The 25,833-nt window shown below is 62.4% G+C and carries 26 protein-coding genes and 1 pseudogene; 8 read left to right on the forward strand and 19 right to left on the reverse strand.

All coding sequences use genetic code 11. The features are described from left to right. Positions 1-109 precede the first annotated feature (109 nt). Complete coding sequence (gene tam, locus NKJ13_RS09165) at positions 110-928, reverse strand: trans-aconitate 2-methyltransferase (protein ID WP_352687549.1); 819 nt, start codon at positions 926-928, stop codon at positions 110-112. Positions 929-992: 64 nt separating this feature from the next. Here tam and NKJ13_RS09170 point away from each other — a divergent pair. After that, a pseudogene (locus tag NKJ13_RS09170) lies at positions 993-1,465 on the forward strand (DpnI domain-containing protein); the annotation flags it as partial. A 96-nt stretch (positions 1,466-1,561) separates the two neighbouring features. Beyond that, the gene (locus tag NKJ13_RS09175; protein ID WP_352505668.1) at positions 1,562-1,753 is read left to right on the forward strand and encodes a hypothetical protein; all 192 of its coding nucleotides are present in this window, start codon (positions 1,562-1,564) and stop codon (positions 1,751-1,753) included. Between the two features lie 341 nt (positions 1,754-2,094). Here NKJ13_RS09175 and ettA read toward each other — a convergent pair whose 3' ends face one another. Continuing rightward, positions 2,095-3,744: an energy-dependent translational throttle protein EttA gene (gene ettA / locus NKJ13_RS09180; RefSeq protein WP_352505574.1), complete on the reverse strand. Its 1,650-nt coding sequence runs from the start codon at positions 3,742-3,744 to the stop codon at positions 2,095-2,097. A gap of 241 nt (positions 3,745-3,985) precedes the next feature. Between ettA and NKJ13_RS09185 the strand changes: the two genes are divergently transcribed. Beyond that, positions 3,986-5,281: a GGDEF domain-containing protein gene (locus NKJ13_RS09185; RefSeq protein ID WP_352777672.1), complete on the forward strand. Its 1,296-nt coding sequence runs from the start codon at positions 3,986-3,988 to the stop codon at positions 5,279-5,281. Positions 5,282-5,358: 77 nt separating this feature from the next. Here NKJ13_RS09185 and NKJ13_RS09190 read toward each other — a convergent pair whose 3' ends face one another. The 4 genes from NKJ13_RS09190 to NKJ13_RS09205 all read right to left on the reverse strand — a co-directional run bounded on the left by NKJ13_RS09190 (position 5,359) and on the right by NKJ13_RS09205 (position 8,361). Continuing rightward, positions 5,359-5,922 carry a hypothetical protein gene (locus tag NKJ13_RS09190; protein WP_352777673.1) on the reverse strand — a complete coding sequence of 188 codons (564 nt, stop codon included), beginning with the start codon at positions 5,920-5,922 and terminating at the stop codon, positions 5,359-5,361. Between the two features lie 74 nt (positions 5,923-5,996). Further along, positions 5,997-7,010 (reverse strand): ribonuclease T2, encoded by a 1,014-nt coding sequence (locus NKJ13_RS09195; RefSeq protein ID WP_352703447.1) that lies wholly within the window; start codon positions 7,008-7,010, stop codon positions 5,997-5,999. A gap of 119 nt (positions 7,011-7,129) precedes the next feature. After that, entirely contained in the window at positions 7,130-7,579 is a 450-nt protein-coding gene (locus NKJ13_RS09200) for a MarR family winged helix-turn-helix transcriptional regulator (RefSeq protein ID WP_352505570.1), read from the reverse strand. After that, positions 7,576-8,361 carry an alpha/beta fold hydrolase gene (locus NKJ13_RS09205; protein ID WP_352505569.1) on the reverse strand — a complete coding sequence of 262 codons (786 nt, stop codon included), beginning with the start codon at positions 8,359-8,361 and terminating at the stop codon, positions 7,576-7,578. Before NKJ13_RS09205 ends, NKJ13_RS09200 begins: the two co-directional genes overlap by 4 nt. A 265-nt stretch (positions 8,362-8,626) precedes the next feature. Between NKJ13_RS09205 and NKJ13_RS09210 the strand changes: the two genes are divergently transcribed. From NKJ13_RS09210 to NKJ13_RS09220, 3 genes are all read left to right on the forward strand, one after another. After that, the gene (locus tag NKJ13_RS09210; protein WP_352777675.1) at positions 8,627-9,562 is read left to right on the forward strand and encodes an alpha/beta fold hydrolase; all 936 of its coding nucleotides are present in this window, start codon (positions 8,627-8,629) and stop codon (positions 9,560-9,562) included. 78 nt (positions 9,563-9,640) lie between these two features. Further along, positions 9,641-10,816 (forward strand): CaiB/BaiF CoA transferase family protein, encoded by a 1,176-nt coding sequence (locus NKJ13_RS09215; RefSeq protein WP_352740444.1) that lies wholly within the window; start codon positions 9,641-9,643, stop codon positions 10,814-10,816. Beyond that, complete coding sequence (locus NKJ13_RS09220; RefSeq protein ID WP_352740442.1) at positions 10,813-12,462, forward strand: thiamine pyrophosphate-binding protein; 1,650 nt, start codon at positions 10,813-10,815, stop codon at positions 12,460-12,462. The genes NKJ13_RS09215 and NKJ13_RS09220 overlap by 4 nt, the downstream gene beginning before the upstream one ends. A gap of 69 nt (positions 12,463-12,531) precedes the next feature. On the opposite strand, the gene NKJ13_RS09225 is transcribed toward NKJ13_RS09220, so the two are convergent. From NKJ13_RS09225 to NKJ13_RS09245, 5 genes are all read right to left on the reverse strand, one after another. Next, positions 12,532-12,984 (reverse strand): CHRD domain-containing protein, encoded by a 453-nt coding sequence (locus NKJ13_RS09225; protein ID WP_254819028.1) that lies wholly within the window; start codon positions 12,982-12,984, stop codon positions 12,532-12,534. Positions 12,985-13,131: 147 nt separating this feature from the next. After that, entirely contained in the window at positions 13,132-14,103 is a 972-nt protein-coding gene (locus NKJ13_RS09230; protein ID WP_254819029.1) for an ABC transporter substrate-binding protein, read from the reverse strand. A gap of 40 nt (positions 14,104-14,143) precedes the next feature. Continuing rightward, entirely contained in the window at positions 14,144-15,280 is a 1,137-nt protein-coding gene (locus NKJ13_RS09235) for an ABC transporter permease (protein WP_352740440.1), read from the reverse strand. After that, a complete protein-coding gene (locus NKJ13_RS09240; protein WP_254819031.1) occupies positions 15,277-16,155 on the reverse strand; it encodes an ABC transporter permease in 879 nt (292 codons plus the stop codon). The genes NKJ13_RS09235 and NKJ13_RS09240 overlap by 4 nt, the downstream gene beginning before the upstream one ends. Before the next feature lie 464 nt (positions 16,156-16,619). After that, positions 16,620-17,411, reverse strand: a complete 792-nt coding sequence (locus NKJ13_RS09245) for an ABC transporter ATP-binding protein (RefSeq protein WP_352740438.1) — start codon at positions 17,409-17,411, stop codon at positions 16,620-16,622. Positions 17,412-17,560: 149 nt separating this feature from the next. On the opposite strand from NKJ13_RS09245, the gene NKJ13_RS09250 reads away from it, so the two are divergent. Continuing rightward, complete coding sequence (locus tag NKJ13_RS09250) at positions 17,561-17,965, forward strand: cupin domain-containing protein (RefSeq protein ID WP_352740436.1); 405 nt, start codon at positions 17,561-17,563, stop codon at positions 17,963-17,965. Positions 17,966-17,994: 29 nt separating this feature from the next. Here NKJ13_RS09250 and NKJ13_RS09255 read toward each other — a convergent pair whose 3' ends face one another. The 7 genes from NKJ13_RS09255 to aptA form a co-directional block, all read right to left on the reverse strand. Then, positions 17,995-18,375 (reverse strand): hypothetical protein, encoded by a 381-nt coding sequence (locus NKJ13_RS09255; RefSeq protein ID WP_352740434.1) that lies wholly within the window; start codon positions 18,373-18,375, stop codon positions 17,995-17,997. Continuing rightward, positions 18,372-18,746, reverse strand: coding sequence for a hypothetical protein (locus NKJ13_RS09260; RefSeq protein ID WP_352740432.1), 375 nt, complete (start codon positions 18,744-18,746; stop codon positions 18,372-18,374). Before NKJ13_RS09260 ends, NKJ13_RS09255 begins: the two co-directional genes overlap by 4 nt. Positions 18,747-18,748: 2 nt before the next feature. Beyond that, a complete protein-coding gene (hydA, locus tag NKJ13_RS09265; RefSeq protein ID WP_352740430.1) occupies positions 18,749-20,200 on the reverse strand; it encodes a dihydropyrimidinase in 1,452 nt (483 codons plus the stop codon). 77 nt (positions 20,201-20,277) lie between these two features. After that, positions 20,278-20,658 carry an endonuclease domain-containing protein gene (locus NKJ13_RS09270; RefSeq protein WP_352740428.1) on the reverse strand — a complete coding sequence of 127 codons (381 nt, stop codon included), beginning with the start codon at positions 20,656-20,658 and terminating at the stop codon, positions 20,278-20,280. Positions 20,659-20,902: 244 nt separating this feature from the next. After that, entirely contained in the window at positions 20,903-22,153 is a 1,251-nt protein-coding gene (locus NKJ13_RS09275) for a Zn-dependent hydrolase (RefSeq protein ID WP_352740426.1), read from the reverse strand. 3 nt (positions 22,154-22,156) lie between these two features. Beyond that, positions 22,157-22,576 carry an endonuclease domain-containing protein gene (locus tag NKJ13_RS09280; protein ID WP_352740424.1) on the reverse strand — a complete coding sequence of 140 codons (420 nt, stop codon included), beginning with the start codon at positions 22,574-22,576 and terminating at the stop codon, positions 22,157-22,159. 139 nt (positions 22,577-22,715) lie between these two features. Further along, complete coding sequence (gene aptA, locus NKJ13_RS09285; protein ID WP_352740422.1) at positions 22,716-24,044, reverse strand: omega-aminotransferase AptA; 1,329 nt, start codon at positions 24,042-24,044, stop codon at positions 22,716-22,718. 243 nt (positions 24,045-24,287) lie between these two features. On the opposite strand from aptA, the gene NKJ13_RS09290 reads away from it, so the two are divergent. Then, positions 24,288-24,929 (forward strand): TetR family transcriptional regulator C-terminal domain-containing protein, encoded by a 642-nt coding sequence (locus NKJ13_RS09290; RefSeq protein ID WP_254819042.1) that lies wholly within the window; start codon positions 24,288-24,290, stop codon positions 24,927-24,929. Between the two features lie 22 nt (positions 24,930-24,951). On the opposite strand, the gene NKJ13_RS09295 is transcribed toward NKJ13_RS09290, so the two are convergent. Further along, on the reverse strand, positions 24,952-25,824 hold the full coding sequence (locus NKJ13_RS09295; protein ID WP_352740421.1) for a helix-turn-helix transcriptional regulator: 873 nt from the start codon (positions 25,822-25,824) through the stop codon (positions 24,952-24,954). Positions 25,825-25,833: the final 9 nt, after the last annotated feature.

A 25,833-nucleotide genomic window follows, 5' to 3' on the forward strand; every position in this document is an offset into this window, starting at 1 on the left:
AGGCGTTGCGGCTTCATGTCGGCGCCGCAAAAAGCTCGGCGCAACCTCTTTTGCACCTAGCCAGTTTATGCCGGCTTAAATCAAGTCCCTGGAAAGGGTCTAAAAGTTCCTAAGCAGCGCGCCGCGCCACGATGAAGAGACGGGGAAAGCGCAGCAACACCTTGCCGCTTGCCGTTTTCGGATAGGCTTCGCTGATCCTGGCCGCGTAGCGCTTCAGGAAAAGCTGCCGCTCGTCTTCGTCGAGCGGATCGAGGAACGGCTTCAGCCCCGTCGACTTCACCCATTCGACGATCGCCTCGGCATCGGCCAGCGGATGGTTGTAAATCGTGTGCCAGATATCGAGCCGATCCGAGAACGGCGACAGAAGGTCGTAATAGAACGAGACCGGCAGCAGCGGCGCGCGAGCCGCGCGCTCGAGCTTTTCGGTGAACGGCATCTCGGCCGCGGTCTCGCGCATCAGCCGGTGCGAGGGCTCAGCCATGTTGTCCGGCATCTGCACGGCAAGCGCGCCGCCGGGCGCCAAAAATCCCATCAGCCGCTGGAAGACTGCCGGATGCTCCGGCAGCCATTGAAACACCGCATTGGCAAAGATCACGTCGACGGGTTCGGTCGGCTGCCACGCCGCCGCATCCGCCAGCGCAAAGCTGACGCCGGGCAGACGCACTTTGGCCTTCTCGATCATGTCGGGCGAGGTATCGAAGCCGCTGATTTGCGCCTGCGGCCAGCGCGCGACCAGCAATTCGGTCGAATTGCCCGGTCCGCAGCCAATATCGACCACCCGGCGCGGTTCTGGCACCGGCACCTGCACAACGAGATCGCGCGCGGGCCGCGTGCGCTCATCCTCGAATTTCAGGTAGAGGGCGGCGGACCAGTCTTTTCCTGTTTTGAAAGTTAACTTTCCGCCCCGTGAATCTTTCTGTGCCGTCATAACGACTCGCCGCCATGCGTTGATTGACGTTCACGCATATTGCGTAGACCCTTTGACCATGAAAATGGGATTCCAAGAGACTCAAGCAGCATACGACAGCGGTTCGCAAAGCGCGAGAATCTGGACGGAGCGGTGGGCGTCAGAATGGCTGTACTGCCCCAACTGCGGGAATTCGCGCCTGACGCAGTTTCCGGCAAATCTCCCTGTGCCGATTTTTACTGCGATAAGTGCGATGATCAATACGAACTAAAAAGCGCAAAGAAACCGTTCGGCAGAAAACTCGCCAATGGTGCGTATAGCAGAAAAATCGAGCGGCTGAATTCGTCAACGAACCCCAACTTTTTTCTACTCAAATACGATTTTAACCAGCGACTGGTGGAGTCCGTCTGCGTTATCCCAAAACATTTTTTCACGCCAGCAATCGTAGAACGCAGGACGCCGCTCTCCCAAGCAGCACGCCGCGCCGGCTGGATTGGTTCGAATATCCTTCTTAGCCGGGTCCCTGAAGCGGGAAGAATCCACCTTGTCAGAAACGGTGTGATCACCTCGAAAGAAGAGGTTTTGGCAGCTTGGAAGCGAACTGTGTTCCTACGCGATGCGCCCCATGACACCAGGGGATGGCTCGTTGAGGTCATGCGATGTATCGAGTCGATCGGCACAGACGAATTTGACATCGACCAGGCCTACGCATTTGAGCCACAGTTGGCTCTCCTTTACCCGAACAACCAGAATATTAGACCTAAAATCCGTCAACAACTTCAGTTTCTTCGCGACAAGGGATATCTTAGGTTCCTGTCCCGTGGTCGATATCAGGTAGCGCGATAACGCAGGTGATCTACGTCAGATCGTTTTTGGTCAGGTCTAACAATGGCTTGGTATCTCAACAACTACAGATGTTATAAATGTCACAGGTATTGGGCTACTGATTGGTCCTGCGCCTGTGACGACGAGTGTCCATATTGCCAAGCGCGCAATGCGACAGCCATCGATAGCGTCGATCTGACCAACATTGTGGTTCAAGAGAACGACGCGTTTATAGTCCTTAACTCGCCACCGACGGCAGAACACCACCCCGACTACCGGGAAGTTGCGCGGTTCTCTTCAGCCAAACTCGCCGAGGACTTCATAGAGACACTCGACAGAGAATTCTAAACGAGGCGCACGGACTATCTTGTCAGCCGCTTATACGTCATGCGGTGCGGGTTGACGGCTTCCGGCCCGAGTCTACGGATCTTGTCCTGCTCGTAATCCTCGAAATTGCCTTCGAACCATTCGACATGGCTGTCGCCCTCGAAGGCGAGGATGTGCGTTGCCAGGCGGTCGAGGAACATGCGGTCGTGCGAGATGATGACGGCGCAGCCGGCGAAGTTTTCTAGCGCGTCTTCGAGTGCGGCCAGCGTTTCGGTATCGAGATCGTTGGTCGGTTCGTCGAGCAGCAGCACATTGCCGCCGGTCTTCAGCATCTTGGCCAGATGCACGCGGTTGCGCTGGCCGCCGGACAGGTTGCCCACCTTCTGCTGCTGATCGCCGCCGCGAAAGTTGAACGACGCACAATAGGCGCGCGTGTTGGCCTCGAACTTGCCGAGCTTGACCACTTCGGCGCCGCCCGAGATTTCTTCCCAGACGGTCTTGGTCGGGTCGAGCGCGTCGCGGCTCTGGTCGACATAACCGAGCTTGACCGTCTCGCCGACGCGAATGGTGCCGGCGTCCGGCTTTTCCTGGCCGGTGATCATGCGGAACAGCGTCGTCTTGCCGGCGCCGTTCGGGCCGATGACGCCGACGATGCCGCCCGGCGGCAGCTTGAATTCGAGGTCTTCGATCAAAAGCGTGTCGCCAAAGCCCTTCGACAGGCCCTCGACCTCGATCACTACATTGCCGAGCCGCTCGCCATGCGGAATGACGATCTGCGTGTCGCTCGGACGCCGCTTGTCGGCTGCATCCAGCAGATCCTGGAAGGCCTGGATACGGGCCTTCGACTTGGTCTGCCGGGCTTTCGGGCTGGACTGTATCCACTCGCGCTCGCGGCCGATCGCCCGCTGGCGGGCATCGTCCTCGCGGCCTTCCTGCTTGAGCCGCTTGGCCTTGGCTTCGAGATATTTGGTGTAGTTGCCTTCGTACGGGATACCGCGGCCGCGATCGAGCTCGAGGATCCAGCCGGTGACATTGTCGAGGAAGTAGCGGTCGTGGGTGATGATCATCACCGCGCCTGGATAGGCACGCAGATGCTTTTCCAGCCACGCCGTCGTCTCGGCGTCGAGATGGTTGGTCGGCTCGTCGAGCAGCAGCAAATCGGGCTGGCGCAGCAAGAGCTGGCAGAGCGCGACACGGCGGCGCTCGCCGCCCGACAGCTTGGTGACATCGGCCTCCTTGGGCGGACAGCCGAGCGCTTCCATCGCCATCTCGACCTGCTGTTCGAGATCCCAGAGGTTGAGCCGGTCCATCTCGTCCTGCAGCTTGGCCGACTCGTCCGCCGTCTCGTCGGAATAGTTCATCATCAATTCGTTGTAGCGCTCGATGATGGCGGTCTTGGCCGCGACGCCTTCCATGACGTTTTCGAACACGTTCTTGTTCGGATCGAGCGCCGGCTCCTGCGCCAGGTAACCGACGGTAGCACCCTCGGCCAGCCAGGCCTCGCCGCTCCACTCCTTGTCGATGCCGGCCATGATCTTGAGGATCGTCGACTTGCCGGCGCCGTTGGGGCCGAGGATGCCGATCTTGGCGTCCGGGTAGAAGGACAGATGGATGTTCTCGAGCACCTTCTTGGTGCCGTAGGCCTTGTTGAGGCCGGCCATGTGATAGATGAACTGGCGTGCCACGCGCGCTTTCCCTGAAAAGTCGACTGATGTCGGATTGAATGGAAGTTGGGGGCTATGTAAGCGATGCGGCCCCGAACGGCAAACAGTTTTGGCCCCAAGCGGATTTGGTCGCACCCACAAACGCTTAGCCGCTTCATTTCGTGCCGGCACCCAGGCGAAAGCTCCGGTTAACCATTCCGCGTCAAACAATGTTGGATAGGACATCGCTGGCAGCCGCGATTTCGGGGAGAGAGATCGGGCCGTGTTGAACAGTTTCCTGCTTTTTGCCGAAGCGGTTCTCTATTTCGGCATCATGGTCACGCTTTTCCGGTTCAGGGGCCGCATCGGCCTCGGCGTCTTTGTTTGCGCCCTTGGCGTCATGCATTTCCTGGAAACCTATCTCGCCAGCGTCTTCTACGTCGCGCTGCCGTTCGGCATGGTATCGCCGGGCTCGGCTGTGCTGTTTTCCGGCAAGCTGGTCATGCTTCTGTTGCTCTACATCAAGGAGGACGCGGCGACCGTCCGCCAGCCGATCTACGGCCTGCTGCTCGGCAATGGCCTGATGAACGGGCTCGTGCTGATCCTGCGCCTGCACGACATCGCACCGCTGCCCGACGGCAAGCTTCCCGACATCGGCTTCATCGACGAGATGGGCTGGCTGATGGTGTGGGGCACGACGCTGCTGTTCGTCGACGCCATCCTGATCATCCTGCTCTATGAAAAGCTCGGCAAATATCTGCGCAAGGCGCTTTTCACCCGCATCCTGGTCTCCGTTGCGTGCGTGCTCACCTTCGACCAGGCAGGTTTTTTCACGGCGCTGCATTTCGTCACCGGTGCGCCGGTCGCCGTGTTTTTCGGCGGCTGGTTCGCCAAGATGGCAGCGGCCTTGGTCTACAGCACCATGCTGGTCGCCTATATCAGGTGGTTCGAGGCGCGGCAGGTGCCGGCGCCGCGCGGGCTTTCCGACATTTTCGACACGCTGACCTATCGCGAGCGCTATGAGGCGCTGGTCGAGCATGTCGGTCGCGACGGCCTCACCGGCCTGCTCCACAGGGGGCGCTTCGACAGCGACGGCGAGGCCGCCGTGGCCACCAGCCTGCGGACCGCCAGGCCGCTCAGCCTGCTGATCATCGATGTCGACCACTTCAAATCGATCAACGACCGCTTCGGCCACGCCGAGGGCGACAGGGTGCTGAAAGCCCTGGCAATTTTGCTTGGCGAACTTGTCGGGACCGACGATCAATTGTTCAGGATCGGCGGCGAGGAATTCGCCATCCTCGGCTGGCGTCCGCAGCCGCTCGCCAGACTGCTGGGCGAGACCGTCAGGCAAGCGGTCAAGACGTCCGCGAGCACCAGCCGGTTCGACATTACCGTCAGCGCCGGCATCTCGACGGTCAGCGAGACGACCCGTTGCCTTGCCGATCTCTTCGCGCTGGCCGACCAGCGTCTCTACAAGGCCAAATCCACGGGACGCGATCGCGTTGTCGGCGAACCGGGCGGCAACGAAGCAGACGGGCGCAACACATGGACCAGGCCGGAGCGCAGCGCCGGCGCGTAACGCTACCCTGGCCTGCGATTGGCTCAATCAGGGTTGTTTGCGCCGCTGCCATGCGCCGATCGCAACCGAAACCGCCATCAGCGCGATCGCCAGCTTTTCAACGCGGTAATAATCGGGCCGGCTTCGATGTCGTAGGCAATGAACAGAAGAATGCCCGGTACCAGCAGGCCGCAGAGCACGAGCGTGATCCGGTTGATCTGCCATGACACTTTTGCCGCAAGCGCCTGATCGCCGGGCACGGCGACAAGTGCGGCCCGCATTGCCTTCGGCGCCACCAGCGCGGTCGAAAGACGCAGCGAGATAGGCAGGCCGATGCCGATGATCAGCAAGGCGCATGCCGCCAGGAGCAGCGAAAACTTGAGCGCATTGGTTTCGGCCGGTAGCGGGAACAGCAGCGCCGCCAGCGGCAAGAAGATACAGAATATCCCGAACGCGGCGATGGCGATGAAGATCGCCGCGTTGACCAGCGTGAACAATTGGTACGTGCCGCCGTCGACGGGTTTGGCGAGCGTGGCCATGCGCGCCCACTCCACTTCGGTGTAGGAAAAGCCCGGCCACTCCATATGGCCGTCGCGGGTCGCCGTCATGCCCTTGGCCCAGAACGCCAACCGCGCCAGCGCGCCGCTCGTCACGCCACTCATCGCCACCCCCTGCGAATGATACCCCCCGGGATCATACCATCCCCGGTGCAAAGCGACAGTCGCGTACGGCCTGTTTACTGGAACCCGACGGCATCGACCGCGCCCTTCGGGCAGCCGGCCTTGGCTGTAGGCGCCGAGGCAAGCAGCAGGGCACCGAGCGAAGCGTTGGAAGCGATCGGGCCGGTCAGGCCGAGCGTCAGCTCGCCGATCAGCCGCCTGCCGTTCGAGGGATCGACCACGCAGGAAACGCGGACCCGGTCGCCCGCGCCTTTGCCGAAGGTAACGTCGAAGGTGCTGCGGATCTGATCGGATGTCAGTTGCTTGCCGATGTTCTTGATGAAGAGATCGCGCACCGGCGAAGCGTTCACCGCGCGCATCAGGTTCAAGGCGTCGGAGAAATACTCCTGCTGGCTCTTGCCGTAGCAGGTGCCGTGCTTGATCCACTCGTGCCTTTCGAGTGCGGACGCGGTGCCGGGCATCACCTGGTCGAGTTCCGATCGCGTTTTCGGGTCGAGGGTGACCGGCGGCAAATCCCGCCAGTGTGCCGGATCGTCGTTCGCCTTGTCGCTTGCCGCGCCCTGGCAATAGAAATTTCCGTTCGGCTGCGGCCACAATCCATGCAAGGTGAAGTGGGTCGCATCGAAACCGGCGGCGGTCTGCGCCCGGCATTCGGTCTTGCTGGATTTGGTCTCGCAGAAAGCCGGCTGCCAGCTCAGCGCGAAGACATATTCCGGCTTTCCGGACGCCGATGGCTTGTTCGGCTCGGCAGGCGCCGGTGCAGCCGGCATCGTCGACGCGCTGTCGCCCGAAACATGACCGCAGCTGATCTTGACCCAGCGGCGCTCCGGATCGGCGCCCGGCACGCGAATGAGATAGTGCGTGGGCGCGTCCTTGTTGCCGGCCAGCAGATCATAACTCTGACCAGCCGCGGTCGAGACATTGCCGGGATTCTTGGCGCTCTTGATCGCCTGCGTTGCCGGACAGGCGGCATCGGCGACGAAAGAGCCGGTCATCTTCACATCGGCCCGCGCCGCGCTTGCGCCAGCAAACGCAAGAAACACCGTCCCCCATATCGCCCAAATCCGCATTCCGGCACTCCTCGTGATTCACGCCGCAAGCTAGAAACTTGCGACATGTCAGAATTACGATTTCTTTCGCCGGCCGTAAAAACAATCGCCAGCGCATTGAGAGGCTCCCGCGTGGTCGATCAGGATCCGCCCGCCTCCACCCGTTCCGTCAGGGTGCGCAGCAGATCAAGCGAGGCTTTCAGCGCGTCGGCGTCCATACCCTCCGAAATGCGGTTCGCCCAAACATGCTGGCGTGTGCCGATATTCTTGACCGCTGCCCGGCCGGCATCGGTTATCGACAACAGCTTGGCGCGGCGATGCGCCGGGTTGTCGGCGTAGACGGCAAGCCCCTCCGCAGCCAGTATGTCGGCCAGCCGCTGTACACTCTGACGGGCGAGACCCATGTCGCGGGCGATGTCGGCCACAGATTTCGGCTCCTTCAAAACTGCACCCAAAACCTGCCAGCGCGCTGCCGTCAGCCCGGTTGGAGCGGCCAGCCGGTCGGCCGCGTCCAGAAGACTGCCGTTCATCCTGAACACGGCAAGCACCAGTTCGGTGAGCACATTTGCCGCTTCGGTCCTGGTCGTCATTTCTGGCCGGCCTCGATGGTCGCGACGAAATTATTAACGGCTTCGGCTACGACCTCGGGCTTGTCAAGCATCACCCAATGGCCGCTGCCCGCCACGATCTGGCGCGGAATGTCCGTGCGCAGCCGGTGGAGCGCGGCTGGAGTGTCACTGGCCTCGGTAGCCAAAACGAACATAGGCCCGCGATACGCATCGAGTGCCGGCTCCGGGTTCCATTCGGCCAGCGCCTTGCCGACACCTGCCCTCGCCGCCGGATCGACCACTGCCGCATCGGCCAGAACACGCTGGCGAACAGCCGCGTTAGGGCCGGCAATCGACGTGTAATAGGCGTTCAGGACATCACGGCCTTGCGGACCGGCCAGATCGCGGACAAAGCCGTCACGAATCGCCTGCGGCAGCGCACGAGGATCGGTCGCCGGGTCGACGAGCAAGACACCGGCGACCCGGTCGGCATGGCTGGCGGCATAAGCGAGCGCCACGCCACCGCCGCCGCTGTGCGCGACAATGAGAAACCGCTTCAGGCCAAACGCGTCGGCCACGGCACCGACATCCATTGCACGACCGTCATAACCGTAGTCACCGTCCTGCGCCGGCGCGGAGGCGCCATGACCGCGAAAATCGAAGGCTACCGCCTCGCGGCCTTCGACGGAGAGCTGCATCACGCGGTCCCAGTGGGAAGCGCGGCTGCAATCTCCATGCAGGAACATGATCGGCAGGCCATTGCCGGCCTTGATCCTGTAAGTGGCAAGCTGGCCTTGCGGGCCTGGAACAGTGGACGTCATCATGGTCATCTCCCTGGTTTCCTGACTGAAAGCAGCAATCCCTGACAACAGGGTGGCCGTCGTGAAGGCGAAGCCCGCCAGCAAGATTGCACGCCGCGAAATGGCCCCGGTGGTTTTCACAGTCATACCGCCAATCTGCCGCTGACCATTTGACAGTATGCTGTCATGCAATCACATTGACAGCATGCTGTCAATTACGTCGAATGGGCACCTACGTCCCTTGACGTCGATCGCTGCGTCGCCCAACAGTCGCCGACGGGAGCGAGACATGCCATTTGACAAGCAGAGGATGCTGGCATCGCCGACGGGCGCCGAGCTCAACCTTTATGTGAAACACGCCAGCGGCCAACCGCACGCCATTGTCCAGATCAATCACGGGCTGGCCGAGCACGCGGCGCGCTATGCCCGCTTCGCCGATTTCCTCGGCGAGCGCGGCTACCAGGTCTACGCGCACGACCACCGTGGCCACGGCGCCACCAAGGCGCCCGATGCGCCACCGGGCAGGTTCGCCGATGCGGATGGCGGTGCCAAGGTCATCGCCGATGTCGCCGCCGTCCATGATCTCATCGCCAGGGAACAACCTGGCCTGCCGGTCATCGTCTTCGGCCACTCCTTGGGCGCGTCGGTCGCGCTGAACTATGTCCTCCGCCACTCGCCACGCATCCATGCCGCCGCGATCTGGAACGGCAATTTCTCGGCCGGACTGCTCGGCCAAATCGCGCTGGGCATGCTTGCCTGGGAAAGGTTCCGGCTTGGCTCAGACGTGCCGTCGCGCATGCTGCCCCGGCTGACGTTCCGGGCCTGGGGCAAGGCAGTGCCCGATCGCCGGACGCCATTCGACTGGCTGTCGCGCGATGCCGCCGAAGTCGAGAAATACATCGCCGACCCGCTCTGCGGCTGGGACGCATCGGTGTCGATGTGGCAGGACATCGTCAAGATGACGCTGCATTGCGGCAGCGACCGCAATTTTTCCGGCGTGCGGCGCGACCTGTTCGTCAATCTGGTCGGAGGCGAGGAGGATCCGGCCTCGGACGGCGGCAAGGCGGTCAGCCATCTGGCCGGCCGGATGCACATGATGGGTTTTTCGAATCTCGTTTCAAAGGTTTACGCCAAAACCCGCCATGAAAGCCTGAACGAGATCAACCGAGACATCATCATGGAGGATTTTGCCGCCTGGGCCGACCGCGTGCTGAGGCCACAGTGATACTGGCCCATTGCAAGGGCCGTGACAGCGGCGCGCGGGATTGATAGAGGCTGCGCTTTCGACCAACCATGGTGATCCATGACTGAGCCGCCGCTCAAAGGCATCCGCGTCATCGAACTCGCACGCATCCTCGCCGGGCCATGGGCCGGACAGCTGCTTGCCGACCTCGGCGCCGACGTGATCAAGGTCGAGAGCCCGGACGGCGGCGACGACACCCGCAAATGGGGACCGCCCTTCGTCATCGGCCATGACGGCGAGAACCTTTCAGCCGCTTATTACCATTCCTGCAACCGCGGCAAGCGCTCCATCGCTATTGACTTCTCGACGCCCGAGGGTGCCGAGACGGTGCGCCGGCTGGTCGCGACATCGGATGTGCTGATCGAAAACTTCAAGGTCGGCGGACTGAAGAAATACGGCCTCGATTATGACAGCCTGAGGAAAATCAACCCACGGCTGATCTATTGCTCGATCACCGGTTTTGGCCAGTCGGGGCCGTACGCGCCGCGCGCCGGCTATGATTTCATCATCCAGGGCATGGCCGGCATGATGTCGATCACCGGCGAAGCCGGGCGCGAACCGCAAAAGGCGGGCGTCGCTATATCGGATGTTTTCACCGGGCTTTATTCGGTCATCGCCATCCAGGCGGCGCTTCGCCATGCCGAGAAGACCGGCGAAGGCCAGCATATCGACATGGCGCTCTACGACACCCAGATCTCGACGCTCGGCAACCAGAACCTCAACTATCTCGTCTCCGGACAATCGCCGGTGCAGATGGGCAATGCGCATATGAACATCGCGCCCTACGAAGTGGTGCCGGTGAAAAATGGCCACATCATCCTGGCGGTCGGCAATGACGGCCAGTTCGCAAAGTTCTGCGCTGCCGTCGGCCTCGACGAGCTGGCGTCGAACCCTGACTTCGCCACCAATCCCGCCCGCGTCGCCAACCGGGCAAAGCTGCGCGAGCACATGATAGAGGCGCTGAAGGCCTTCGATCGCGATCCGCTGCTGGCCAGGCTCGAAGCCGCCGGGGTGCCGGCCAGCCCGATCAACAACATAGGCCAGATGTTTGCCGACCCGCAGACTATCGCGCGCGGCATGCGGCTCGACCTCGATGACGGCCATGGCAATGTCTTGCCCTCGGTGCGGGCGCCGATGGTCATGTCCGGCACGCCGCTGGTCTATGAACGTCCGTCACCGCGTCTCGGCGAACACACCGAAGAAATCCTTGCCGAACTGGAGAGGTCAGGAAAATGAAGACCGGCGGACAACTCATCGTCGATGCGCTCGAAGCCAACGGAACGGACCGTATCTATTGCGTGCCCGGCGAATCCTATCTGGCGGTGCTCGACGCGCTGCACGACTCGCCGATCCGCACCATCGTCTGCCGCCAGGAGGGCGGTGCCGCGATGATGGCCGACTGCCACGGCCGCCTGACCGGCAAGCCCGGCATCTGCTTCGTCACCCGCGGCCCAGGCGCCACCAATGCTTCGGCCGGCATCCACATCGCAATGCAGGATTCAGTCCCCCTCATCCTGTTCATCGGCCAGGTCGCCAGCCACGCCAAGGGGCGCGAGGCCTTCCAGGAAGTCGACTACGTCAGGTTCTTCGGCGATATCGCCAAATGGGTGGTCGAGATCGACGACGCCGCACGCATCCCTGAATTCGTCACGCGGGCCTTTTCGGTGGCGACCTCCGGCCGGCCCGGCCCGGTCGTCATCTCGCTGCCCGAGGACATGCTGACCAGCCTCGCCGAGGCACCGCAAGCCCGGCATTACACCCCTGTCGAGACGCGGCCCGGCGAAGTCGAGCTCGACGCGCTGGAAGTGTTGCTCAACAAGGCAAAGCGGCCCTTCGTCATCCTTGGCGGCACGCGCTGGGATGCGCAGGCTGTTGCCCAGATGCGGACGATAGCCGAAGCCTGGTCGCTGCCGGTCGGCTGCTCCTTCCGCCGCCAGATGCTGTTCGACCATCTCCACCCGAACTATGCCGGCGATGTCGGCATCGGCATCAACCCCAAGGTAGCAACCGCCATCAAGCAGGCCGACCTTGTGCTGCTCATCGGCGGCCGTATGGGCGAGATGCCGTCATCCGACTACACGCTGCTGAAGAGCCCCTACCCCGACCAGACGCTGGTCCATGTCCATGCCGACGCCGGCGAGCTCGGTCGCGTCTACCGGCCGGCGCTGGCGATCAATGCCTCGCCTGCCGCTTTCGTCGAAGCCTTTGCCCGGAGCAAGCCGGCTGCAACGCCGGTGTGGGCGGCTGAGGCAGCGAAGCTGCATTCCGCCTATCTCGACTGGTCAACGCCTCCGGAGAGCGGCCCCGGCGCCGTCCAGATGGGGCCGATCATGAATTATCTCGAAACGATACTGCCGGACGACGCCATCCTCACCAACGGTGCCGGCAACTACGCCACCTGGGTGCATCGTTACCATCGCTTCCGGCGTTTCGGCACGCAGGCAGCACCCACATCCGGCTCGATGGGCTACGGCACGCCGGCGGCGGTCGCCGCCAAGCAGCTCTATCCGGATCGCGACGTGATCGCCTTTGCCGGTGACGGTTGTTTCCTGATGAACGGCCAGGAATTCGCCACCGCCGTGCAATACGCACTGCCGATCATCGTCATCGTCGTCAACAACGGCATCTACGGCACGATCCGGATGCACCAGGAGCGCGAATATCCCGGCCGTGTCGTCGCCACGGATCTGAAGAATCCCGACTTCGCGGCGCTCGCGCGTGCCTATGGCGGTCATGGCGAAACAGTCGAGAAGACCGCCGACTTCGCGCCGGCCTTCGAACGCGCCCGCGCGAGCGGCAAACCGTCGATCGTCGAGATCAGGCTCGATCCCGAGGCAATCACGCCGACGCGGACCATGACCCAGATACGGGACAGGGCCTAAGCGCCAAAGGGATAGGTCGAATTCCCTTCCCAAACTTCAACAGGTTGATACAGCGCTATGATCGCTGCGCTACATCGTCGATGGCGCCTTTTCGATCTGCCCGCGGATCTCGCCATCCGCGTGGGCCGCGGTGTGGATGTTGACGTAGTACTTGCCCGCCTCCAAATCGGTCGCCTGGGCATCGGTCAACGTCGCCGAGCCCTTGATCGGGCTCCTCAGCTTGCCTTCGAACGGTATCACCGGGTCGGCGTTTTCGCCCTTTGCCGCCGGGCCGTGAATGTGTGCGGCCTTCGCCGGCCCGCTGAGGCCGGAATATCTCACTGTCCAGCTGAGTTTCTTGGTTGTGGTGTTGAACCTGAGCGTGGCGGTGCCCTTGCCCTTCGTTGTGACGGGCGGGCTCTGCTGAGCACCATCGAGCGTCGCAGTCATCTTTATGGTTTCGGCCAGGGCCGGTGAAGCAGAGAAGATGGCTGCAGAAATGGCCAGCGCCGAAAGCATCGGCGTGAAGGACTGGATGCGCATGGAAACCTCCGTTGTGACACCCTTGAGGCGGATGCACCGGCACAACGATTTTGCGAGCGGATGTTTCCGCCGGTAACGTTCATTTTACATCCCACTAAAAAGGGGCGGTCGCCCGCCCCTTTTCCGCTACAAGCCAGTTTGACAGCCCTATTTGATCGCCTTGTCGGTGATCGCCGTCGTGTAGGCGCCGGTAGGCTCCTTGCTGATGATCTTCTGGTCGAGCAGCGCCTTGGCGGTGCGCTCGTAGGTCGCCGGATCGAGCTTGCCATCGGCATTGTCGATCAGCTTGGCGACTTCGCCCATCATGCGTTTCTGGTGATTCTCGTCCTGGCCGCCATTGTCCATGACGATGCCGGCCGCTTCGTCGGAATTGTCGACGGCGTATTTCCAACCCTTCATCGAAGCGCGCACGAAACGCACCATCTTGTCCTCGAAGGCCGGATCCTTGAGCTTGTCCTCCAGGGCATAGAGCCCGTCTTCGAGCAGATCGTTGCCCATGGCGGAATAGTTGAAGACGGTCAGCTCTTCCGGCTTGTAGCCGGCGTCGATGAGCTGCCAGTACTCGTTATAGGTCATCACCGAAATGCAATCCGCCTGCTTCTGGATCAGCGGCTGCACGTCAAAGCTCTGCTTGAGCACGGTGACGCCGTCCGGCCCGCCATCGGTCTTGAGGCCAAGCTTGTTCATCCAGGCATAGAACGGATACTCGTTGCCGAAGAACCAGACGCCGAGCGTGTGGCCCTTGAAGTCGGCTTCTGTCTTGACCGGCCCGTCCTTCGGGCAGACCAGCTCCATACCGGCTTTCTTGAACGGCTGGGCGATGTTGACCAGCGGCACGCCCTTTTCGCGGGCAGCCAGCGCGCCGCCCATCCAGTCGACGATAACGTCGGCACCGCCGCCGGCGATGACCTGCTCCGGCGCAATATCAGGACCGCCGGGCTTGATCTCGACGTCGAGGCCTTCGGCCTCATAGAAGCCCTTGTCCTTGGCGACATAATAGCCGGCAAACTGGGCCTGCGTGACCCATTTCAGCTGCAGCGTCACCTTGTCCGCGGCCATCGCCTGGAACGCGGCAAGCGACATCGCGCCGGCCAGCATCGAAACAACTAGTCTTTTCATGTTTTTACCCTCTGAAGTTAGCGCCCTAAACCCACCGCCCCTATCCACCACGGACAGAGGGATGCCAAAACGTGATTGCTCTCTCGAAAAAAGCGACCACGCCATAAAAGACCGAACCCGCAAGTGCTGCAACTGCGATTTCGGCCCACACCATGTCGATGTTCATCCGGCCGACTTCCGTCGAAATGCGGAACCCCATGCCGACCACCGGGGTGCCGAAGAACTCGGCGACGATGGCGCCGATCAGCGCCAGCGTCGAATTGATCTTCAACGCATTGAAGATGAAGGGCGCGGCCGCCGGCAGCCGCAGCTTGAACAGCGTCTGCCAATAGCTCGAGGCATAGGTGCGCATCAGGTCGCGCTCCATATGGCCGGAGGCGGCAAGCCCGGCGACGGTGTTCACCAGCATCGGGAAGAAGGTCATGATGATGACCACCGCTGCCTTCGACTGCCAGTCGAAGCCGAACCACATGACCATGATCGGCGCGACGCCGATGATCGGCAGCGCCGATACCATATTGCCGATCGGCAAAAGCCCGCGCCGCAGGAACGGCACGCGGTCGGCGGCGATGGCAACGAGGAAGCCGGCGCTGCTCCCCACCACATAGCCGAAGATGACCGCCTTGAAGATGGTCTGCCTGACATCGGCCCCCAGCACCGGCAGCGAGCCGACGATGCGGGCACCGATGGCGCTTGGCGGCGGCAGCAGGATGAAGGGAATGCCGGCACCACGCGTCACCGCTTCCCAGATGATCAGGATCCAGGCGCCGAAGATGGCCGGAATGATCAGGCGCAGGGCGGTTGACGCCCAGCGCGATATCGGGCGAAACGACGACAAGACCGTGACGCAGCGCCAGGCCAAAAACCACGCGGCGGCGAGCAGCAGATAGAAGGATGCGCGAGCGCTGCCCTCATTGCCGGTTATGCCGGCGAGCAGCATCCACGCCGCGCCATGCGCGCCAAGGAACAGCAACATCACCCCGATCATCGGTGGAAAGTTGTCGGCCTCGATTGCCACGAGCAGCAGAATGAAAATCGAAAGCGTAGTCGCCATGCCGTAACCGGGCGTAGCACTGACGAGCGGCAAAACAAGCAGCGCGCCGACAAACAGGACAAGCGCGGCATACCCCTGCCAGGATCGAGGCGTGATTGAGGAAAGGCTCAGGAGCGAGCTCATGCCGGCCTCCCGCCCATGGCGCGGTCGACAAGGCGCCCGGCAATGCCGACCAGCATAACCAGCAGCGCCGCGACCACCGACCCGGCAACCAGCGCCGACCAGATGTCGATGGTCTGGCTGTAATAGGCACCGGCGAGCAGTTTGGCGCCGATGCCGGCGACGGCGCCGGTCGGCAGCTCGCCGACGATGGCGCCGACCAGGCTGGCGGCCACCGCCACCTTCATCGAGGTGAACAGGAACGGCACCGAGGCCGGCACCCGCAATTTCCAGAAGGTCTGCGAAGGACTGGCATTATAGGTGTGCATCAGGTCGAGATGGGTAAGCTCGGGCGAGCGAAGCCCCTTCACCATGCCGACCGCCACCGGGAAGAAGGACAGATAGGTCGAGATCAGTGCCTTCGGGATCAGCCCGGTGATGCCGACAGCCGCCAGCACAACGATGATCATCGGTGCCACCGCCAGGATCGGAATGGTCTGCGACGCGATGATCCACGGCATCAGGCTGCGGTCGAGCGTCGCCACATGCACGATGCCGACGGCGATGACGATGCCGAGCGCCGTGCCGAAGGCAAAGCCGAGCAGCGTCGACGACAGCGTCACCCAGGCATTGTAGACAAGGCTGCGGTTCGAGGTGATGCTGCGCAGAAAGGTGTTTTCGAAAAAATTCACTGCCACCTGATGCGGCGCCGGCAGCGTCGGCTTCGGCTGCGCCAGCGTCTTGCCGATGAATTCCACAATACCCGGTGTCTGATTGGCGCGGCGGTCGAGATCGCGCTGGAACGGCGTGTTGAGGATGACAGCCATAACGTACCAGACGACGACGACGCCCAGGAGGATCGAGGTCACCGGAACGATCTTGTCGCGAAACGAGTCCATTCTAGCAGGCCTCGCCGGGTAAGCGCCCTCCTCTCCCCAACGGGGAGAGGGTGGCTGGAGCGAAGCGGAGGCCGGGCACTTTCGCCCCGGCATTCGTTTCTTTCGAAGGGCGGAGCAGCCGCGAAGCGGCGTGCGTAAAGGGCGCCCCCAACCACCCCTTCGTCATCCTAGGGCGCAGCGAGGAGCGAAGCGACGCGGCGCAGACCCAAGGATCCATTCCGTTACCTTCCCGTTCCGAAGCGGTGCTGAAAATAGCTCCCTCTCTGGAAGGAACGGCGCTTGCGCTGGCTTGCCCGGCGCTTATTCTCGACCGCTTGCGCGTTTCGGCCGACGTCACGGCATGGATCCTAGGCTCTGCGCACGCCGCTTCGCGGCGGCTCCGCCCTAGGATGACGAATGCACGGTTAGCGCCTCCCTCGCGAGGGCGATGCACCTCCGAACGCGCAAGCCCGTTCCGCGCCGCCTCAATCATCATAGCTGTGCCCTGCTCTCAGCCCGTCGCGCACCCGTGCGGCGATCGCCAGGAACTCCGGTGTCTCGCGGATGTCGAGCGGCCGCTTCTTCGGTAGCGTGGAGTCTATGACGTCGCTGACGCGGCCGGGGCGCGGCGACATGACCACGATGCGCGTCGACAGATAGACCGCCTCGGGGATCGAATGGGTGACGAAGCAGATGGTCTTGTTGGTCCGTTCCCAAAGCTCCAGCAGCTGTTCGTTGAGATGGTCGCGCACGATCTCGTCCAGCGCACCGAACGGTTCGTCCATCAGCAGAAGGTCGGCATCGAAAGCGAGCGCCCGTGCGATCGAGGCGCGCTGCTGCATGCCGCCCGACAGCTGCCAGGGATATTTCTTCTCGAAGCCCGAGAGGTTGACGAGATCGAGCGTGCGCTTGATGCGCGCCGCCTGCTCGGCCCTGGACAGGCCCATGATCTCCAGCGGCAGCGCCACATTGCGTTCGATCGTTCGCCACGGATAAAGCGCCGCCGCCTGGAAGACATAGCCATAGGCGCGGCTCTGGCGCGCCTGCTCGGGCGTCATGCCGTTGACGGAAATGGTTCCAGCGGTCGGCTTCTCCAGATCGGCGATGACCCTGAGCAATGTCGTCTTGCCGCAGCCTGACGGCCCGATGAAGGACACGAATTCGCCCTTGCCGATGGTCAGATCGACATTCGACAGCGCTTCCACCGGACCGTCATTGGTCTGGAAGGTCAGGCCGAGCTTGCTTGCCGAAACGACGGTTGGCGATGCTCCCGTCATCGGCCGCCCCCTGCCGTTTCCGGCGACTGCGGCGCCGGCCGGAATCCGATTGATTTTGCCCCGATGTTGCTTTCCACTCGCCCGGTCCTACTCGCCCCAGTCTTACTCGCTCTTGTTCCAGCAGATAACAGACGCCCGGAGTTGCCCCGATGTCGCCCAAACCCACTTGTCATCTTATCCGCCCTGAAAGCTCTTATGAAGGCAAGCAGGGCCTGAGCTATTTCGCCGGTATCGCCGCCGAGACCGTCGGCTCGTCCGGCATCTGCATGCATCTGCTGACCATGCCGCCGGGCGCCCGCGCCAAGGCGCATATGCACGAAAGCCACGAAACCGCGATCTATGTGCTCTCGGGCGAGGTCCATACCTGGTACGGCGACCGGCTTGAACGGCATATCGTGGTCAAGGCCGGCGACCTTTTCTACATTCCGGCCGGCGTCCCGCATCTGCCGGCCAATCTGAGCGACAGCCCCGCCTCGGCGGTCATCGCCCGCACCGACCCCAACGAACAGGAAAGCGTCGTCCTGCTGCCGGAACTGGAGGGGATGGTCGCCTGAGGCCTGCGCCGAGACAGGAGACCCGGCCGTCATCGGCACCTGGAGACTTCCCCCATGACCATGCCGTCCTCATCGGCGATCACCAGTGCCTTGGCATTGTTGGGGCTGCGCCTGACGGTGAATGCGATTGGCGACTGGCCTTCCTCGCCTTCCGCCTCGCATAGGGTTTTCAGAGCCAGCGAACCGTCGGCCTGCGGCTGCTTTTCTGTGAACGTGCAGGCGCTGGTCGCCGTGATGAGTTCCGTGTCGTTGAGCAGCAGCATGTCCTCGGCATAGACCTCCTGGCCGTTCTTGTTGATGCAGCCCGACTTGTTGCCGTAAGGCTTGGACAAGTCGATCGCCGGCGCCGCGGCAGCCTGGGCCGCGGCCAGTACGGCTGCCGCGGCAAACAACATGCGAAACCTGCTCATGGTTGCGAACATGATTTGAGCGGCCCAATCTCATCGAGGCCGGGAATGGTCACGAAGAAACCGTCCTCTCCCTTGTTGGCAACCTTGACGATGTCAGTGGTCGACCCCTCCTCGCCCTCGGCGAAACAGCTGGAGCTCAACAACTGGGTCCCAGCCGTCGTCGTCAATCGCTGCACGAACCGGCAGCCACTGCCATAGGTTTCGATGCCGTCGGCTGTAAGCACGACATAGTCGTCGCCGTCCTGGTAGCCGGCGACAACACCCGCACACCCGACATCATTGCCATAGGAACCGGTCAGGACGCCTGCAGCCGCCGGACCGGCAGCCAGGATCAGCACAGCCGTTGAGACACTCGTTACCGGGCTGGCCAAGCTCAAACTCCCGTCGCCGGGATGCCTGTGCGTTCCACCTTGCGCGGTGCGGTGATGTCCTTCCAGGTCGACAGCGCCCGGTTGACCGCTGCATTCGGCTCGCGGCCGACAAACTCGCCATGACCGGGCTTCGCCTTGACCTCAGCCTCTTCGATCGCCAGTTCGCCGCGCGAGAAGACGAAGCGCGGCAGGCCTGTCACCTCAAAACCCTCGAAGACGTTGTAGTCGATCACCGATTGCTGCTTCTTGGCGGTGATCTTCTTCTTGCGCTTTGGGTCCCAGACGACGATATCGGCGTCGGCACCTTCGACGATGGCGCCCTTCTTCGGATACATGTTGAGGATCTTGGCGATGTTGGTCGAGGTCACCGCGACGAATTCGTTCATCGTCAGCCGGCCGGTGTTGACGCCCTTCGTCCACAGCACCGACAAGCGGTCCTCGAGCCCGCCGGTGCCGTTCGGGATCTTGGTGAAATCGCCGACGCCGTTGCGCTTCTGCTTGGTGGTGAAGGCGCAGTGATCGGTCGCCACCACCTGCAGCGACCCGGCCTGCAGGCCGGCCCAAAGCGAATCCTGGTGCAATTTGTTGCGGAAGGGCGGGCTCATGACGCGCCGCGCCGCATGGTCCCAGTCCTTGTCGAAATATTCGCTCTCGTCGAGCGTCAGGTGCTGGACCAGCGGCTCGCCGAACACGCGCATACCCTTCTGGCGCGCCCGGCGAATGGCTTCATGGGCCTGCTCGCAGGAGACGTGCACGACATAGAGCGGAACGCCCGCCATGTCGGCGATCATAATGGCGCGGTTGGTCGCTTCGCCTTCCACTTCCGGCGGTCGCGAATAGGCGTGACCTTCCGGGCCATTGTTGCCGGCCGCCAGCAGCTTCTGCGACAGGGCGGCAACCACGTCGCCATTCTCGGCATGGACCAGCGGCAGTGCGCCAAGATCGGCGCAGCGCTGGAACGACGAATACATCTCGTCGTCGTCGACCATCAGCGCGCCCTTGTAGGCCATGAAATGCTTGAACGAGGTGATGCCCTTGTCGACCACTTCTGCCATCTCGTCGAACACCTGCTTGCCCCACCAGGTGATCGCCATGTGGAAGGAATAATCGCAGGACGCCTTCGATGTCTTGTTGTCCCACATCTGCAGGGCTTCCAACAGCGACTGCTGCGGCGCCGGCAGGCAGAAATCGACGACCATCGTCGTGCCGCCGGAGAGTGCCGCGCGCGTGCCGCTCTCGAAATCGTCGGCCGAATAGGTGCCCATGAACGGCATTTCGAGATGCGTGTGCGGGTCGATGCCGCCCGGCATCACATAGCAGCCGGTGGCGTCAAACTCGTGGTCGCCATGCAGGTTGGAACCAATGGCGACGATCTTGCCGTGCTGCATCAGCAAATCGGCCTTCCAGGTGCGGTCGGCCGTGACGACGGTGCCGTTTCGGATGACTTTGGTCATTTTTTTGTTCCCTTGTTCTCTTCGCGCTTCTTGTGAGCGTCTTGCTTGATCAAACCGGTTCAGGATCGAAGCCGTCTCTACATCACTCCAACTTTCCGCAATATCTCCTCGACGCAACCATCGAACGAACTTGCCAAGTCTCCTGTCGAAAACCGCAGCACACGATAGCCCTGTCGGCCAAACCATGCATCGCGTATTCGATCCTTTTCCATTTGCTCAGGCGTGAAGTGATGCTCTCCGTCCACTTCGATCACGAGGTTCTTCTCATGCAAAACGAAGTCCGCGACGTAAGGTCCGATCGGCGCCTGCTTTCTCGCATGCAGCCCATAGAGGCGACGGAACTCCTTCAACTCAGACCAGAGCTTGCGCTCGCCTTCCGTCATGTTCCGGCGCAGCATCCTTGCACGCTTGATGGCGGCTGGATCGATGGCGCTCGGTGCCAAGACGAGTACCCCCACCCTCAATCTCTTCCCGCAAAGGCAGAGAAATCGCATAAGAATTTTTTGCGAAGAGGGACCCCCACCCTAACCCTCCCCACAAGGGGGAGGGAATGCTGCCGCGCAATCCGACTTACGACCTTGGCGTTGGAAACGTTGGTAATTTGCCGCAGATCAACGCCGACAGGAGTTCCCTCCCCCTTGTGGGGAGGGTTAGGGTGGGGGTCCCTCTTCGCAAGAATCCATCTGGTCCAGCCCAAACCTCTCACGCCACAATCACCGCCGTCTCGACCACCGCATGAAACAGCACGTCGGCGCCGGCCGCTGCCCATTCCTTGGTGATTTCCTCGGCCTCGTTGTGGCTGAGACCGTCGACGCAAGGGCACATCACCATTGCGGTGGGCGCAACGCGGTTGATCCAGCAAGCGTCATGGCCGGCGCCCGAGACGATATTGCGATGCGTATATCCCAAGCGCTCCGCCGCATCCCGCACAGCCTTGACGCAGCCCGCGTCGAAGGTGACCGGGTCGAAATGGCCGACCTGCTCGATTCGATATTTGATATCGAGCGCATCGCAGATCGTGTCGATGCCTTCGCGGATGCGCCCGTCCATGGCGTCCAGCACCTCCTTTTCCGGCGAACGGATGTCGATGGTGAAGACGGTGCGCCCAGCAATGATGTTGCGCGAGTTCGGATAGACCTCCATATGGCCCACTGCGCCGACGGCGTCGGGTTGGTAGTCCATGGCGATCTCGTGCACCAATTCGATCACCCGCGCCATGCCGAGCCCGGCATTGCGCCGCTTCGGCATCGGCGTCGAGCCGGTGTGCGCCTCCTTGCCGGTCAGCGTCACCTGCAGCCATTTCAACCCTTGCCCATGGGTGACGACACCGATGTCGATGCCCTCGTCCTCGAGGATCGGGCCCTGCTCGATATGCAATTCGAAGAAGGCGTGGATCTTTCGGTCACCGACTTTCTCGGTGCCCTTCCAGCCTATGCGTTCGAGCTCCTCGCCAAATTTCTTGCCGTCCTTGTCGACATGTGAATAGACGTCGGCCTGGTCGAGCACGCCGGCGAATACCCCGGACGCCATCATTGCCGGCGCAAAGCGGGCACCTTCCTCGTTGGTCCAGTTGGTGACGACAATCGGGTGCTTGGTCTTGATGCCGAGATCGTTGAGCGAGCGCACAACCTCCAGCCCACCGAGCACGCCGAGCACGCCGTCATATTTGCCGCCGGTCGGCTGGGTGTCGAGATGGCTGCCGACATAGACCGGCGGCAGGCTGGGGTCGGTGCCTTCGCGGCGGGCAAACATCGTGCCCATCTCGTCGACGCCCATTTCGAGCCCCGCCTCATCGCACCAGCGCTTGAACAGGTGCCGCCCTTCGCCGTCCTCGTCGGTAACGGTCTGGCGATTGTTGCCGCCGGCAATGCCGGGGCCGATCTTCGCCATCTCCATTATCGAATCCCACAAACGGTCTGAATTGATTCGCAGATTCTCGCCGGGGGCGGCCATATTCTAAAACCTCATCGGTTGCGGCACGCCAGCCTCCCCCTCCCCCTCGAGGGGAGGGTGGCCGCGAAGCGGTCGGGTGGGGTCGGCTGACATGCGCGCGACCTTCTCCTTGACCACCTGTGCGACATGCCAAGCGCTGTTTATGACATCGGGCTCATCGACGCGAAAGATATCGAACCCAAGCGATCGCAGATAGGCATCACGGACGGCGTCGTGCCGTTTGCCCTTCTCCTGTTCGTGCAAGTCGCCATCCACTTCCACCACCAGCTTTACAGCGAGGCAAGCGAAGTCGACGATATACGGTCCGATGGGGCACTGGCGCCGGAACTTGATGCCGGCCGATTTCAGCTCGCGCAGTTCATACCAAAGCAGGGATTCGCCCTTGGTCGCGTGAACTCGCAGCGCCCGTGCCTTTTGGCGCATTTCGAAGCTCACACGGGTACGGGGCATCAAAAACGACCTCGCAGCAAAAGATCAGGTCGGCGCACTGCCGCACCGACCCCACCCGGCCGCTTCGCGGCCACCCTCCCCTCAAGGGGGAGGGATATCCGCGCCCGGTTCTTCAATCCACCGCCCTCAGCACTTCGCGCACATGGTCGATCAATTCGTTGATCTGGCCTTTGGTGATGATCAGCGGCGGTGACAGCGCGATGATGTCGCCGGTGGTTCGGATCAATGCACCGCGCTCGAACGCCTTCACAAAAGCCGAGAAGGCGCGTTTCGTCGGCTGGCCGGCGATCGGCGCCAGTTCGACCGCACCGATCAGGCCGATATTGCGGATGTCGATGACGTTCGGCTCGCCCTTCAGCGAATGCAGCGCGTCCTCCCAGTACGACGCCAGTTCCTCGCCGCGCGTCAGCAGCCCCTCTTCCTTGTAGGTGTCGAGCGTGCCCAGCGCCGCGGCGCAGGCGATCGGATTGCCCGAATAGGTGTAGCCGTGGAAGAACTCGATCATGTGCTCGGGCCCGGTCATGAAGGCGTCGTGGATTTCCTTCTTCACGAACACCGCGCCCATCGGGATGACGCCGTTGGAGACGCCTTTGGCGGTGGTCATGATATCGGGCGTGACGCCGAAATAGTCGGCGGCAAACGGCGTGCCGAGACGGCCGAAACCGGTGATGACCTCATCGAAAATCAGCAAGATGCCGTGCTTGGTGCAGATCTCGCGAAGCTTCTGCAAATAGCCCTTCGGCGGCAGGATGACGCCGGTGGAACCGGCAACCGGCTCGACGATGACGGCGGCGATTGTCGAGGCGTCGTGCAGGGCGACGATACGCTCCAATTCGTTCGCCAGTTCGGCGCCATGCTCGGGTACGCCCTTGGTGAAGGAGTTCTTTTCCGGCAGATGGGTGTGTGGCATGTGATCGACGCCGCCGAGCAGCGTGCCGAACATCTTGCGGTTTGTAACGATGCCGCCAACCGAAATGCCGCCGAAATTGACGCCGTGATAGCCGCGTTCGCGGCCGATCAGGCGGGTGCGCGAGCCCTCGCCTTTTGCGCGGTGATAGGCGATGGCCATCTTCAGCGCGGTCTCGACCGATTCCGATCCGGAATTGGTGAAGAACACATGGTCCATGCCCTTCGGCGCGATATCGACCAGCCGGTTTGCAAGCTCGAACACGATCGGGTGACCCATCTGGAACGCCGGCGCATAATCGAGCTCTGCCGCCTGGCTCTGGATCGCCTCGGTGATTTTCGGACGGCAATGGCCGGCATTGACGCACCACAGGCCGGCGGTGCCGTCGAGAACCTTGCGCCTGTCGCTGGTCGTGTAATGCATGTCCTTGGCGGACACGAACATGCGCGGCGCCTGCTTGAACTGCCGGTTTGCCGTGAACGGCATCCAGAATGCGCTGAGATCGTTCGGCGTGACTTTCAGCCGGTTGGACATGACCAAGACTTCCCCTTGTAACCCGTTTCGATGCGGCTAACGCCTGGTCTTTCCAACACTTGGTCTTTGCTGCGTTTTCGTGCTACGCAAATTTTTGACCGGTTGGACAAACGTTAGCACCGCCTTATCAGCGGTCAAGGGATTACTAGCGGAAATGCGGCTTTCGAAGTGCGCTCCACAGGGCGGAGAAAAACTGGTCCAGAGAATTGGTCCAGACACCCCTCGCGGCGAAGGTTTTTCGAGGTGACGGGGGCGGTCGAAAGCTCCGCTCCTCGCCGCACCCGCATTCAGCTGGAAAAGCGCGAGCTCATCCTAGAGGCGGCGCTCGAAGTCTTCTCCACCAACGGTTTTCGCGGCTCGACCATCGACCAGATAGCCGAAGCCGCCGGCATGTCGAAGCCGAACCTGCTCTATTATTTCCGCCGCAAGGAGGACATCCACGAGACGCTGATGCAGCGGCTTCTCGACACCTGGCTGGCGCCGCTGCGCGAACTCGACGACATTGGCGATCCCTTGACCGAACTGCGCAGCTATATCAGGCGCAAGCTCGAAATGGCGCGCGATTTCCCGCGCGAGAGCCGGCTGTTCGCCAACGAGATCCTGCAGGGCGCGCCGCGCATCATGCCGATGCTGGAGGGCGAATTGAAGACACTGGTCGACGAGAAGGCCAACGTCATCAAGGGCTGGATGCGCGCCGGCAAGATTGCCCGCACCGACCCCTGGCACCTGATCTTCTCGATCTGGGCGACGACGCAGCACTATGCCGATTTCGACGTCCAGGTCCGCGCCGTGCTCGGCCCCGATCGCGGCGGCGACGGCCGCTTCGAGGATGCCGCAAGGTTTCTCGAGCAACTGTTCATTGACGGGCTGAAGCCGAAGGGCTGAGGCTTCAGCGAAGCGATGGGCATCACGCGCTGCGCCGCTCGGCCGGAAGCGTCTCCAGCAGTTGTTCGAGCTTGGCGATCGAGTTTTGCTCGGCGAGCGGCGTGTAGACGATCAGCTTCATGTCCGAGCCGTCGTCGATCGACAGGCTCATATGCTCGAAAGCCATAGCGCCCGCTATCGGGTGCCGGACATGCTTCACACCCGATAGGTTGCGGGCCACGTCGCGTAGCGGCCACCAGGCGCGAAACTCCGGGCTCGAGCGCGTCATCAGCGCGATCAGCCGCTCGAAATCCGGATCGCCGACATATCTGGCGCTTTCTGCCCGGAATGACGCCAGCACGGCACGCGCCAGTTCCTCCCAGTCGACGAGCAGGCGCCGGTGCTGCGGGCTGGTGAACACCATATGGACAATGTTGCGGGCATCGCCCTCCAGCAGACCATAGTCGCCGAACACGGCTGCCGCGGCAGAGTTCCAGGCCAGCACGTCCCAGCGCCGCCCAAGGACATAGGCCGGCTGCAGGACCAGGCTCTGCAGCATGTGCAGTAACGGGCTATCGACTTTTTCCGGCGCGTCGAAGCGACGCTCCGGCTGCGGTCGGCCGGCAAGGATGAACAGATGCCGTTGCTCGGCCGCGTCCAGGCGCAGCGCCCGGCTGAGCGCCGCCAGCACCTCTGCCGACGGCCGAACGTCGCGGCCCTGCTCCAGCCAGGTATACCAGGTTGTGCCGACGCCGGCGATCATCGCCACTTCCTCACGCCGCAGCCCGGGCGTGCGCCGGCGCAATCCCGTCGATATGCCGGTGGCCGAAGGCGTCAGCCTTTCGCGCCGCGAGCGCAGGAAGGCGCCAAGCTCGCGGCGGCGGCTGTCTTCGGCGGAGTGCGTGGTGGAATCCATCGGCGCTAT

The organism is Mesorhizobium sp. M0174 (genome assembly GCF_040322275.1).
Taxonomy (GTDB): domain Bacteria; phylum Pseudomonadota; class Alphaproteobacteria; order Rhizobiales; family Rhizobiaceae; genus Mesorhizobium.